The organism is Dysgonomonas mossii, from assembly GCF_004569505.1.
Lineage (GTDB): Bacteria > Bacteroidota > Bacteroidia > Bacteroidales > Dysgonomonadaceae > Dysgonomonas.
On the sequence record NZ_SPPK01000005.1, the window covers coordinates 76,127 to 88,974 of the forward strand.

10 protein-coding genes are annotated in these 12,848 nt (G+C 39.9%); 4 read left to right on the plus strand and 6 right to left on the minus strand.

Annotated features, from left to right (window positions below; all coding sequences use genetic code 11):
• Nucleotides 1-9: 9 nt before the first annotated feature.
• The 3 genes from phoU to phoR are packed head-to-tail and all read left to right on the plus strand — an operon-like array spanning nucleotide 10 to nucleotide 3,138.
• On the plus strand, nucleotides 10-702 hold the full coding sequence (gene phoU / locus E4T88_RS14230; RefSeq protein ID WP_306461441.1) for a phosphate signaling complex protein PhoU: 693 nt from the start codon (nucleotides 10-12) through the stop codon (nucleotides 700-702).
• Between the two features lie 43 nt (nucleotides 703-745).
• Nucleotides 746-1,432: a two-component system response regulator PhoB gene (phoB, locus tag E4T88_RS14235; RefSeq protein WP_006841561.1), complete on the plus strand. Its 687-nt coding sequence runs from the start codon at nucleotides 746-748 to the stop codon at nucleotides 1,430-1,432.
• Nucleotides 1,432-3,138, plus strand: coding sequence for a sensor histidine kinase (gene phoR / locus E4T88_RS14240; RefSeq protein ID WP_135106564.1), 1,707 nt, complete (start codon nucleotides 1,432-1,434; stop codon nucleotides 3,136-3,138). The genes phoB and phoR overlap by 1 nt, the downstream gene beginning before the upstream one ends.
• Before the next feature lie 127 nt (nucleotides 3,139-3,265).
• On the opposite strand, the gene fsa is transcribed toward phoR, so the two are convergent.
• The gene (gene fsa / locus E4T88_RS14245) at nucleotides 3,266-3,922 is read right to left on the minus strand and encodes a fructose-6-phosphate aldolase (protein ID WP_135106566.1); all 657 of its coding nucleotides are present in this window, start codon (nucleotides 3,920-3,922) and stop codon (nucleotides 3,266-3,268) included.
• A gap of 232 nt (nucleotides 3,923-4,154) precedes the next feature.
• Here fsa and E4T88_RS14250 point away from each other — a divergent pair, with 232 nt between their 5' ends.
• On the plus strand, nucleotides 4,155-5,063 hold the full coding sequence (locus tag E4T88_RS14250; protein WP_135106568.1) for a DMT family transporter: 909 nt from the start codon (nucleotides 4,155-4,157) through the stop codon (nucleotides 5,061-5,063).
• A gap of 12 nt (nucleotides 5,064-5,075) precedes the next feature.
• Here the strand turns inward: E4T88_RS14250 and E4T88_RS14255 are convergent, their stop codons facing one another.
• From E4T88_RS14255 to E4T88_RS14275, 5 genes are all read right to left on the minus strand, one after another.
• The gene (locus E4T88_RS14255; protein WP_135106570.1) at nucleotides 5,076-5,825 is read right to left on the minus strand and encodes a GNAT family N-acetyltransferase; all 750 of its coding nucleotides are present in this window, start codon (nucleotides 5,823-5,825) and stop codon (nucleotides 5,076-5,078) included.
• A 33-nt stretch (nucleotides 5,826-5,858) separates the two neighbouring features.
• Complete coding sequence (locus E4T88_RS14260; RefSeq protein WP_135106572.1) at nucleotides 5,859-7,886, minus strand: OPT family oligopeptide transporter; 2,028 nt, start codon at nucleotides 7,884-7,886, stop codon at nucleotides 5,859-5,861.
• A gap of 392 nt (nucleotides 7,887-8,278) precedes the next feature.
• Complete coding sequence (locus tag E4T88_RS14265) at nucleotides 8,279-10,843, minus strand: BamA/TamA family outer membrane protein (RefSeq protein ID WP_228093940.1); 2,565 nt, start codon at nucleotides 10,841-10,843, stop codon at nucleotides 8,279-8,281.
• 87 nt (nucleotides 10,844-10,930) lie between these two features.
• Nucleotides 10,931-11,521, minus strand: a complete 591-nt coding sequence (locus E4T88_RS14270) for a sugar O-acetyltransferase (protein WP_006841553.1) — start codon at nucleotides 11,519-11,521, stop codon at nucleotides 10,931-10,933.
• A 10-nt stretch (nucleotides 11,522-11,531) separates the two neighbouring features.
• Complete coding sequence (locus tag E4T88_RS14275; RefSeq protein WP_135106573.1) at nucleotides 11,532-12,836, minus strand: anaerobic C4-dicarboxylate transporter family protein; 1,305 nt, start codon at nucleotides 12,834-12,836, stop codon at nucleotides 11,532-11,534.
• Between the last annotated feature and the right edge of the window lie 12 nt (nucleotides 12,837-12,848).

Genomic DNA, 12,848 nt, shown 5'->3' on the forward strand with positions numbered 1-12,848 from the left:
GAGATGAATATGATGAAACATACAGAACGGGAAATGTTAGCTCTGAGAGAAGAGGTAAACCAGATGTGGAAGTTGGTTATATCTCAGTTAGAAAAAGCAAAACAATCTTTTCTTAATGGAGATGTAGAGCTTGCCCGTGAGATTGTAAGCCGTGAGAAGCGCGTGAATGCATTCGAGCTGAAAATAGATAGCGATTGTGAAAACTATATTGCTCTCTACAGTCCTGTGGCTGTAGACCTAAGGCTGATCTTATCACTCATAAAGATTAGTAGCACGTTGGAACGTATTGGTGATTTCTGTGATGGAATAGCCCGATATGTGATCGATGATGACTGCAATAAGCCGGGCTCACAATTGTTGGAAGAGTTGCAATTAGAAAGAGTATTCGATGTACTGATAGGAATGCTTTCGGATGTATTTGTAGCTCTCGAGTCGGAAAATACAAAAATAGCCGGTAAAATATTAGCCAAAGATGAAGAGGTAGACAATATCTATCGCAATGCCATAGATGTATTGACAGTCTATCTGGAAAATAACCCTACTTTTATATATTGCGGCTTGAAGCTTTTACTGCTTATTCGCAAGTTGGAGCGCATTGGAGATCATTGTAGCAATATCGTAGAAGAGATTGTCTTTTATGTTGATGCCAAAGTTCTTAAACACTCGGGTAAAATAGGAAAAATCGAAAAAAAAGATGAGTAATTTCTTGAATAGCTTATCTTTGTAAAGAGTAAATACAGAATGTATGGGAAATAAGATTCTGATCGTTGATGACGAGAAAGACATTTGCGAGATATTAGAATTCAATTTAAGCAACGAAGGCTTTGACGTTGAATTAGCTTATTCGGCAGAAGAAGCCCTTAAGAAATTGAACCCCGATTTTTCTCTTATCCTCCTTGATGTGATGATGGGCGGAATGTCCGGCTACAAAATGGCGGAAAAGCTGAGGAAAGAAGGCAATAATATTCCTATTGTTTTCTTAACGGCCAAAGATACCGAGAATGATATGCTTACTGGTTTCTCGGTGGGAGGAGATGATTATATTTCGAAGCCATTCTCTATAAAGGAAGTCATTGCTCGTATCAAGGCAGTGGTAAAAAGACTGGAAGTCAAAAAAAATACAAAAGAGTCAACTACTGAGTTAACCTTTGCCGGTATTGTGATCAATATGGACAAAAAAGAATTAACTGTGGATGGAGAAAAAGTAGCACTTACAAAAACCGAGTTTGAGATACTTGCCTTATTGGCAACAAATGTAGATAAGGTGTTTTCTCGTGAAGATATTATCCAGACTGTATGGCGTGAAACCCCTTATATTACAGAGCGGACTGTGGATGTGCATATTGCCCGCCTGAGAAAAAAAATGGGAGAATACTCCTCACTTATCGCCAATCGTTCGGGTTATGGTTATAGATTTAATATAGGAGAATAATGAAGCTGACTTATAAGCAACGATTGTTTTTATACTTTGCTATTATTTTCACTCTATTTACTGCCGGAATCTTTGTGTTCGAGCAGTCGAGGGAGCGGAGGTTGAGAACTGAAGCATTGGAAGAAAAATTGGATGCTTATGCCGAAATCATTAACTCTAGTCATGGCTTCCTGTCTCTGGATAGCCTCGAACAGCTTCTTCCCTCAAATATACGCCTTACCTTAATCGATAATGACGGGAATGTATTGTACGACAACTCTGTAAAAGATGTGCATACTCTCGAAAATCATACAATGCGCCCCGAAGTACAAGCTGCAATAGCAAAAGGACGAGGAAGTAATATAAGAATGTCTGCTTCTCTCAACAAGGAATATCTATATTATGCAAAGAAAATAGGCAACGGTTATGTTCGGGTAGCCCTTCCGTATGATATCCAAACACGTCGTTTTTTGGAGCCTGATAATTTATTTTTGTATTTCATCCTTGCATTTTTCTTTATTATACTCATTCTGCTCAATGCCATAACAAACCGTTTTGGAAAATCCATCAGGCAGCTTCGAGATTTTGTAATGACTTCAGATAGTGATAAGCTTCCGAAGCTTGATTTTCCGAATGATGAATTGGGGCAAATAAGTACCAAACTTGTAGAAAATTACAAACAGCTAAGAAGAAGCCAAAAGCGAATAGCTCTCGAACGAGAGAAGTTATTGCAACACGTTCATTCATCCGAAGAGGGAATTTGTTTCTTTTCGGCAGATAGAAATGTTGAATTTTATAATGGGCTATTTATTCAATATCTCAACACAATTTCGAGTGAACCGAACAGCAACCCCAAAGAAATATTCTCAGACAGTGCTTTTGATGAACTCAATGATTTTCTGTCGCGTGAAGATAAGGAAGAAAATTATTTTGAGATACATATCAGAAAGCATGGAAGACTATTTATTCTGCGGTTGAATATATTCGAAGACCGTAGTTTTGAGATCGTACTGAATGACATGACAGAGGAAGAAAAAACCCGACTACTGAAACAGGAAATGACAAGCAATATAGCACACGAATTGCGCACACCTGTAACAAGCATACGGGGATATCTTGAAACAGTCCTTGTACAATCGGCTTTAGACGAAAATAAGAAGCAGCACTTTATAAGCAAGGCTTACAATCAGACGATCATCCTCTCTGAATTGATCGGAGATATGAGCCTTATAACTAAAATAGAAGAGGCACCCACTTCTTTCCGAAAAGAAGAAGTGAACATTTATCAGTTGCTTAATGAATTGAATGACGATCTTGCGACAGCTTTGCAGAGCAAAAATATAGTAATGACAACCAATAATATTCCTGAAAGTTTGGCGATAAATGGGAATAGGAGTTTGTTATATTCCATCTTTCGTAATTTGGTGGATAATACCATTCGCTATGCAGGAGAAGATGTAACGATATGTGTAAGTGTATACAACGAAGACAAAGACTATTATTACTTCTCATTCTACGATACAGGGGTAGGAATCTCTGATGAAAAACACCTGAAACGCTTATTCGAACGCTTCTATAGAGTCAACGAAGGCCGTACACGTGATACAGGGGGCTCCGGCTTAGGGCTCTCTATCGTTAAGAATGCCATCGCGTTTCACAATGGTTCTATTATTGCTAAAAATAGAAAAGAAGGGGGCTTGGAATTCTTATTCAAGCTAAAGAAGTAGAATCCTGATTTTATATTAAACCATCACTTACAATCTCTTTGTCATCCTGAGGGAAACGAAGCATCTTTATAGCCAGACTCAAAATAGATTCTTCACTTCACTCAGAACAACAAAAGATATTTTAGTTTTATCCATTTACTTTTTTATAATCGGCGAGGAATGTGGCTAATCCGCTATCTGTAAGAGGATGTTTCAGTAATCCTTTGATTGCAGACAACGGGCAAGTAGCAACATCAGCCCCGACTTCGATACACTGTATAATATGTTGAGTACTGCGGATAGATGCAGCCAACACCTGAGTAGACATATCATAAGTAGTGTACATATCTACAATCTTGCTTACCAACTCGATGCCATCACTTGAAATATCATCAAGGCGCCCAACAAATGGAGATACATAGGTAGCCCCAGCTTTTGCTGCTAATAAAGCCTGACCAACTGAAAATACCAATGTGCAGTTAGTGCGGATTCCTTTCTTCGTGAAATATTTAATCGCCTTGATTCCATCCTCTATACAAGGGACTTTCACGACAATGTTTTTGTGTAAAGCCGCAAGCTCTTCACCCTCACGTATCATCCCTTCATAATCCGTTGAAATCACTTCTGCGCTGACATCTCCATCTACAATTTTGCAGATTTCCAAATAATGATTCCGTTGATTTTCTACTCCTTTTATTCCTTCCTTTGCCATAAGGGACGGATTGGTAGTTACTCCGTCTAATACTCCTAAATTGTTAGCTTCGCGGATTTGATCCAAATTCGCTGTGTCGATAAAGAATTTCATGATATGTTATTATATTTATGAATACTATCCTCTAATATCCGAATATATTTTAATTAAAACAAATCAGATAGTCTGTTTGTTTCCACTCTCCATATGCTTTATACCATCTTAATATATAGACAGATATAATTCTTTTGCACGCTGTTCTGAAGATTGTTTAGCAGATCGTTGCCATATGAGATAATACCTATTACTTTTGCAATCTCATTCAGGTTTATCTCAACAAAACGCTATGGCTATATCTAAACACTACTGGTATCATACTATTGCTATTCTCACAGTAATTGTTTGGGGTACTACCTTTGTTTCCACAAAGGTTCTTATAGGGTATGGATTATCTCCTTCCGAAATTCTGATTTATCGCTTCCTGTTGGCATATATAGGTATTTGGTTTGTCTGCCCGAAAAGGCTTTTTGCTAAATCTGTTAAAGATGAGCTTTTGTTTGTTGCCGCCGGACTATGCGGTGGTTCCCTCTATTTTGTATTCGAAAATACGGCATTGCAAATAACGCTGGCATCCAATGTATCTCTTATTATATGTACCTCTCCTATATTTACTGCCTTCCTTTCTTACTTGATGTACAGAAAGGAAAAATTGAAAGCATCCCTTATATTTGGTTCTCTCACAGCTCTGCTTGGGGTTGGCTTGGTTGTTTTCAATGGTAGCTTTATATTGCAGATCAATCCTCTAGGTGATATTCTGACAATACTGTCTGCCCTGTCGTGGGCTTTTTATGGGATTGTATTGCGCAAGGTCAACGGGCGTTATTCAACACTTTTTATTACCCGTAAGGTATTTATTTATGGTATAATTACCATGCTTCCTTTTCTTGCTTTTAGCCCTTCATCCCTTCATCCTGAACTGCTTGTGCAGCCTGTTATTATTGCTAACCTGTTGTTCTTAGGGCTGATTGCTTCATTGCTTTGTTTTATAGCATGGAACACAGCTGTAAAAGAACTTGGTATTGTACAGACATCCAACTATATCTACTTCGTACCGCTGGTAACATTGCTTACTTCTGCCATTGTAATAGATGAACATATTACATTGGTTGCTCTTCTAGGGTCTGTGTTTATTCTATTTGGTGTATATGTTGCCGAGAAAGGATTCAGATTTGGTTTGAAGAAAAAGGTCGTATAAGGAAGTATATTTTCAGCCTTTGAGTATTCTCTTCAAGTAGGATATATCTAACAGATTCACTGTCTCAAAAGTTCCTTTATAAAACACTCCCCAGTTGTTGAAAACACAAGGCAGCTCTTTTGCCTTTTGCAGCGTATCCACTTGAATTAATGACACCGGGACGTTGTTCGTTTCGCAATACTCTTTTGTCATCTCAATACTCTGATAGACATAAGGACATTGCATATCATAATATATTGTAAGCTCTTTGTTTTCTATTTTCAGGCTCTTGGCGTTTTGTGCAAACTGAGGTGTTGTTCCGTCAAGAGAAAGTGCCAGTAATTCATATCCATTGTCGGTCGTATCAACAACCTCGAACCCAAACCTTTTTGCAAATGATTGGTCAGAGAGCCACGATTTTTGTTTTTGTGCTCCGAGCATGCAGATGCCCGATTTGCCCTTTTTCTTTGCATCAGCCAAGCAATACTCTATCAACGATCTTCCATACCCTTTTCCTTTGTAATTGCCTAAAACCCACAAGCAATATACATAGTAATAGTTGTCGCCGATTATGGGAACCCAAGCCGTTTCCAAAGGGGCATATTCAATAAAAACTGTAGCTTTTGCATTTAGTTTTCTAAAGACATGGCCCTCAGTCAGTCTGTCTGAGAGCCATTGTCTTTTTGCTTCAATACCTTGATGAGTCTTTTTACTACGGATAATGCAGCATAAGTGCTCATCGGTAAGGTTTTCTGTTGTTAAGTTTACAAAATCATCAATCATCTGCTTTTGTTTCAAACTAACATATATCTCGTCTTATTTCAGTCCGTCTTTTTTAGCCTTCATTGATGAATAGCCCAGATAGAATATGATTACCGCATACATGAACAATGCGAGCCATTGTGAACCGGCAGAGTCTAGCCACTCTTTGTCAACAAGATCAACTCCTCCGAAACGTAAGGTTGCGCTAACAACTCCCATCAAAGCACCTCCGGCAATGAATCCTGATGCCAATAATGTTCCTTTGTCCAATCGTGCCGAATTTAATGCTTTATCTTTGCTACGACTGCCTACATACCAGTTTACTGCACCACCAACCAATAGCGGCACATTCAGTTGAAGCGGGATAAACATTCCTAAAGCAAAGGCAAGAGCCGGCACTCTAAAGAATGTAAGCAATAGAGCGATCAATGCACCAATGCCATATAGTATCCATGGCGCACCTGTACCCGACATCAACGGGTCTATAACGGCAGCCATTGCATTAGCCTGTGGAGCTACAAGAGCACCCTCTCCGGTAAAGCCGTACGTATCGTTCAATATGATCATTACTCCTCCTACTGTTGCAGCAGAAACGAGTGTTCCTAGAAACTTCCACGATTGTTGTTTAGCCGGAGTCGTTCCCAGCCAATAACCGATCTTTAGGTCGGTTATAAATCCTCCCGCCATAGACAGGGCCGTACATACCACCCCTCCCATAATCAGGGCTGCTACCATACCCGAAGTCCCTTTCAGTCCTACTGCCACCATGATAACTGAGGCAAGGATAAGGGTCATCAGTGTCATCCCCGAAACAGGGTTTGTTCCTACTATGGCAATCGCATTGGCAGCTACGGTGGTGAATAAGAACGCAATTATAGCTACCACCAGAATAGCTATGACAGCGTAGAACAGATTGTGCATTACACCCAGATAGAAGAAAATGAATGTTGCAAGCAAAGCGACTATTACTCCGATAGAAATTATTTTCATGGGGAGATCAAGCTGAGTGCGCTTATCTATTTTCGATGCATCTTTATTACCTCCTTTAAACTCTTTAGAAGCAAGTCCTACAGCACTTTTGATAATAGGCCATGACCGAATGATACCGATTATACCTGCCATTGCAATACCTCCGATACCAATATGGCGTGCCATAGATGAGAATATCACTTCAGGGCTGGCAGATGCTATTCCGTCAATAAGCCCTCCTCCCGGCAAATAAGGTGCAGGATTTAACATTTGCAGTGTCGTATCTCCTAATAATGGCAGAAGAGGAACAAGAACAAACCAAACCAATGCAGAGCCGGCACAGATGATAGCGGCGTATCTTAGTCCTACGATATATCCCAAGCCGAGAACTGCTGCTCCAACATTAACGCTGAATAGCATCTTCACTTTATTGGCTAAGGTCTCACCATAAGGTATCACACGTGATGTGAAGGTTTCGCCCCATGTACCGAATGTGGCTATAACAAAGTCATAAAGTCCTCCGATCAGCCCGGCTATAATAAGGGGCTTGGCCTGATCTCCTCCTTTTTCGCCCGATACCAGTACTTGTGTAGTGGCGGTAGCCTCGGGGAAAGGATATTTTCCGTGCATATCGGAAACAAAGTATTTACGGAAAGGAATAAGGAACAAGATTCCTAAAATACCTCCCAGCAACGAACTAAGAAACACCTGAAAGAAATCGACCGAAATATCCGGATATTTAGCTTGCAGGATGTAAAGTGCGGGCAGGGTGAATATAGCTCCGGCTACAATAACCCCGCTACTTGCCCCAATGGATTGTATTATGACATTTTCTCCAAGTGCGTTTTTGCGCTTGGTAGCACTTGATAGCCCTACGGCAATAATAGCGATAGGAATAGCGGCTTCGAATACTTGTCCTACTTTCAGACCCAGATAGGCTGCTGCAGCACTAAACAAAACGGCCATCAGCAGTCCCCACATAACCGACCATGGCGTAACTTCTTTGTATTGCTTATTGGGAGACATTATGGGGTTGTACTCTTCTCCCTCTTTGAGCTCATGAAAAGCGTTTTCAGGTAATCCGCTTATCTTGTCTTCATTTTCTGTTTTCACGGGCTAACTATTTTTTTGTTACAAATTTCTTCTGAAAGTATTACAGATACAAATCTACATTATTTTTTACAGTTATGAAAAAGAACTTATTCCAACATCTTTTTTATTTCCAACATCATAAAGTTTAAAAAGTGACAAAATGCGATTTTTATAAGATAATTTCATATTCTTATTAAGGCTCACATTGTGAGTTTATTACTGGATGTTTTGAGAATAAAAGGTGACAAAAGTGACACTTTTTAGCCTGTTTTTATCTGTCACTTTTTTGTCCTGATCAGTAACTGATATAAGATAAATTATGGATTATAAAACACAGTCTGTTTTGTTTGCAAGAGGTTCTTCATGTCGTTTAGGATGACAGCGTAACAAGTGATTTCTTCTCAACTGCAGACTTAAAATCCCATACCAAGCTCAAACATTAGCCTGTTGGCATCGCTCGAACCAAAATAAGAGAATTTACCTGTGAACTTGCGGAGTAATGTTAACCAGAATCCTCCTCCATAAGAAGAATGCCACTTTTGTGAAACATCGTCAGGATACCATACACGTCCATGATCTACTCCAACAAACACTCCATAGTTAAGCGGAGTGAGGGGATTGTTGAGCCGTCCCATATCAAGCCGTATATCGGAGTACTGATAGAATGAATGACGACCGATGAAGCGGTTACTCCGATATCCTCTCAGTTCGGTTGTTGCTGCCTGAAAGAAATCATATTTGTCAGAGAACAGGCTCTTTCCTTTAAGTAGAGTTGCAAAAGTAATTCTGTCTGTTAGTTTAAGATTCAAACCGAATTCTCCTGTTGTATAGGCAAAATTGTTCTGAGGTTTGGTTACGTTCACAGTCCATCCTGATGAAACGGAGAACTTGACAGACGAAACAAAAGATTGCATTTTCTTATTGAACTCATACGCCGCGCCAAGATCAACAAAGTATTTGGTAGAGAATATCGAGTTGCCATCATCGTAAAATGTATTGATGAAGCGATCACGATTTTTAGGGTTTTTCACTTGATACGATTCTATGGAAGCATAGATGTTGAATGTCTGGTCTTTGTTGATATTGTAATACAAAGACGGCTTTAGCATATACTTTTTGATATTAACACGATTGTAATTCTTGTTCTTATTTTTATAACCATCCGTGTTGTTTCCGAACCCGAAGAAGTTGCTAAAATAAGAAGGGCTACCCACTAGAGCCAATACGTGCAGGCTTTTTTTCTCATCATAGCTTGGAAAAATTCCCTGATATATAAACCCATTGTTTAAATCGTAGCTTATCTGATGTCTTCGAGTATAAGGAGCTCGCCTAAAGCCGTATACCGTGTACGAAAAGGATGTCCCGAGATTCAAACCCAAATCGGAGTCATAGATTCCTATCGGAGTCACAGAAAGTGATGTATGTCTCAATCGCTGATAGTCATACTCCAACGCACTTTCGTCGTTAGGGATAATTACTTTTGCGTTGTTGATGGCTTTTAGCTGTTCTTTTTCTGACTTCGATTCGTAAATAAATACGTTATTCCCCTGTTTTACATCATAGTCGTTATTATCGTTACCCCCAATAAGTAAGATCGCAATATTTCTTCTCCGTTTATTTACTTCGAAGCTGTCTTCACCTCCTAGTCCGTATAGCCATATTTCTTTTGTCCGTTTTGGTGAATATTTTTTGTCGAAAGTTAGCTTATTGGTGTTTTTATCAAAGATGCGTATGTGCAATTCCTTTCCATTCTGATCTATTACAAACTTCTCGTTTCTATCTGTACCCGTTATAACCGGATTCTTTTGTAGAGTAGTATAATATTTCAAAGCGATATCCTCCAGATTTTTTCTTCTGGCTTTAAGTCTTTCTTTTAGTTTGTTGATATCCTCATTTTGCATTTCCTTCGGTAGTGCTGAAAACGCATTGTCTATATCTCTATCTGTTAAGTCTAATTTTAATATTCGTGCTTGCTCTTGCCAATCTTCGGCTGTGCTTCTTTGTGTAATTGCAATATCGAGAGGCTGAGCCAGTGTATTTATTTTCTTGATATTTTTTATATGAGCTTCATAGTTGGTAATAAAGCCGACACCCAGCATCCCTAATAGTCCTTTGAAGAGAAAACCGTCTACCTTAGAGAAAGCATGGCTTCTGTCTATCACCTGAGGTTGATATACAACAGAATCACCTTTCGGAGTTGATACCCAGTACCAGTTTTCCGAGACTTTGTTCCAATCGCCGATAAGCATATCAAACAATCGCATCTTGATATATAAGTCCTGATCTACTGATGTAGGATTTGTACTGTGCAGGCTATCTATTAATGTCTCTACATTGGTGAGGATTTTTTTATTCTTCAAAGCGGGCAACTCTGATATGCTTACGAGTTTATTCTTTAGTTGATTATCGTCTATAATCGTGTCCGTTCCGTCGTCAAGCATGTAGTAAATACGGGTATTCATCGAACAAATATTTGCCGACCTTGCCAACTTTTCCGACACAAGAAACATATATGGATGAACGATTGTATACGCTTCAGTAATAAAATCATCCAGATATGTATCTTTAAAATCTTCATGATGATATACATCTCTGAAAAATTTGGACTCCAAAAAGCTTGAAGAACCGCCAAGTGGCTTTAGCATAAATAGCTGGTCTCGTTTGTTCTTCAGAATAAACGCATGAAGCATCGGGCGTTCGCTGATAATGGATAACCCTCCATAGGATGAATCTAAAGACGCTGCTTTGGCTGTGATGGGTTTGTAGTATACGTCTCTGTAATGTTTTCCCCACGCCCAGGTGTAAAACGAACTGTGCTTTTTCTTTTCGTTAGAATAGATAGGCTTTTCTATATTTTGCCCAATGCGCACAGGTATAGAATCATCCGCATTATCTTGTGCCAATACATTTAGCGAAGTAAAGTTTAAGCAGATAAAGCTGAATATTGTGATGTAATATTTCAGGAGTGGTTTAAGCAATATTTTACAGTTTATTTCTGGTGTAATAATGTTTTGTTGTAGAGTATCGGTGTAAATGTAATTAAAAAAACGAAAAGCAAACTCAATTTACTTTAATTCTCTTATTACTTTACATGGATTGCCTGCTGCAAGACAATTTGCAGGAATCGATTTTGTGACCACACTCCCTGCTCCGATAGTAGTATTGTCGCCGATAGTTACACCGGCAAGTATAATAGATCCGCCGCATATCCATACATTGGAACCGATAGTAACCGGAGCCGAATCTATTTTCCAGAACGAAGGCGCAGCATTCTCATCCGTATTGTAAGATAAGCGTTCATTCGGGTTTACGGGATGCGAAACAGCGTATATCTGTACATTGGGGCCTATGCCTGTATTATTCCCGATTGTTATTTTGTTGCAATCAAGAAACACACAATTCATATTGATTTCGCAATTGTCTCCAATATGGATATTTTCACCATAATCGACATAAAAAGGTGCAGTAATCCAAACGTTTTCTCCTTTCGATCCAAGGATCTGACCGAGCAGTTTATCTAGCGTTTCTTTATCGTCGCTTGCTGTTTGGTTGTATTGCTGTGTTAGTTTTTTTGCCAAATGCCAGCGTGTAATCAATTCGGTATCTCCCGGATCATAATATTCGCCTGCCAGCATTTTCTCTTTCTCTGTTTTCATTTTGTGTATTTTATAGACCTGTTAAAGTGATGATTAATAACCCTACGCATACAGCGGTGATCGTAGCCACCAGCCCCGGAATCATAAACGAGTGATTGAGTACCCATCGTCCGATGCGGGTTGTTCCTGTGCGGTCAAAATTGATAGCAGCCACTACTGTTGGGTAGTTGGGTAAGAAAAAGTACCCGTTGACTGTAGGGAACAATGCGATAAGCATCCAGGGCGATATACCCAGAGCAATACCTAATGGCATCAATGCCCGTACGGTTGCAGCTTGGCTGTATAATAGAATAGACATAACAAATAAGGCGACACCAAATATCCAGGGCATGGAGGTAACAACCCCTTCTATAGAAGCACGAAGTTGCTCCATATTGCCGTTGATAAAAGTATCTCCCATCCATGCAATACCAAAGATGGCAACTACCGCTTGCATTCCTGCGACGAATACAGACCCCTGAGCCGCTTTTATACCATCGGTACGTGTTAAGAGCAGAATGAGTGCAGCAGCCGAAAGCATCAGTATCTCTATAATGATGGGCATATTGAGCGTTTTACTTCCTATCTGCCTTAACCCATCTATAGATCCGAAAAGAATAATGAGAACGGTAGCCAATATAAAGATAAGGACGGATAACCCTGCTTTACTTTTTAGACTATATTTTTTTTTGTCAGAGACTTTATCTTGGCTGAACATTCCTGCACCGAGGCGTTTAAGATATTCAGGGTCTTCATGCAATTCTTTTCCCATGCGCATACTCACTAATGCACCAAGCAATACTCCTATCAGGGTTGAGGGTATGCTTATCATTAGAATGTTGAGTAAGGATATATTGTATCCGGCAAGCATGCTCAATAGGGCAACCGTTGCCGCAGAGATTGGGCTGGCGGTTATGGCTTGTTGTGAAGCGATTACGGCAATTGAAAGAGGTCGCTCGGGGCGTATTTTCGTTTCTCGTGCTACTTCGGCTATCACCGGCAGTACGGAGTAGGCGACATGCCCTGTTCCGGCTACGAATGTGAATAGATATGTGACGATTGGGCTGAACAGTGTGATCCGTTGGGGATGTTTACGCAGGAATTTTTCCGCAAGGGATACCATAAGGTCGAGCCCGCCTGCTGCCTGCATACAGCCCGCTGCTGCTATCACAGCGACTATCATCAGCATCACGTCGATAGGAGGGGAGGTTGGCTCCAAACCAAACCCGAAGACCAGAATAGCCAATCCGAGACCACCCATCACTCCAAGGCCGATACCTTGCAAACGCGCGCCTACAATAATTGCGGCAAGTATAAAAAGAAACTGAATCAGCATATATTGCGATCA

Coding starts and splice junctions, on each gene's coding strand:
- phoU (WP_306461441.1), top strand. CDS start 10: ATGATGAAACATACAGAACGGGAAATGTTAGCTCTGAGAGAAGAGGTA.
- phoB (WP_006841561.1), top strand. CDS start 746: ATGGGAAATAAGATTCTGATCGTTGATGACGAGAAAGACATTTGCGAG.
- phoR (WP_135106564.1), top strand. CDS start 1,432: ATGAAGCTGACTTATAAGCAACGATTGTTTTTATACTTTGCTATTATT.
- fsa (WP_135106566.1), bottom strand. CDS start 3,922: ATGAAATTCTTTATCGACACAGCGAATTTGGATCAAATCCGCGAAGCT.
- E4T88_RS14250 (WP_135106568.1), top strand. CDS start 4,155: ATGGCTATATCTAAACACTACTGGTATCATACTATTGCTATTCTCACA.
- E4T88_RS14255 (WP_135106570.1), bottom strand. CDS start 5,825: ATGATTGATGATTTTGTAAACTTAACAACAGAAAACCTTACCGATGAG.
- E4T88_RS14270 (WP_006841553.1), bottom strand. CDS start 11,521: ATGAAAACAGAGAAAGAGAAAATGCTGGCAGGCGAATATTATGATCCG.
- E4T88_RS14275 (WP_135106573.1), bottom strand. CDS start 12,836: ATGCTGATTCAGTTTCTTTTTATACTTGCCGCAATTATTGTAGGCGCG.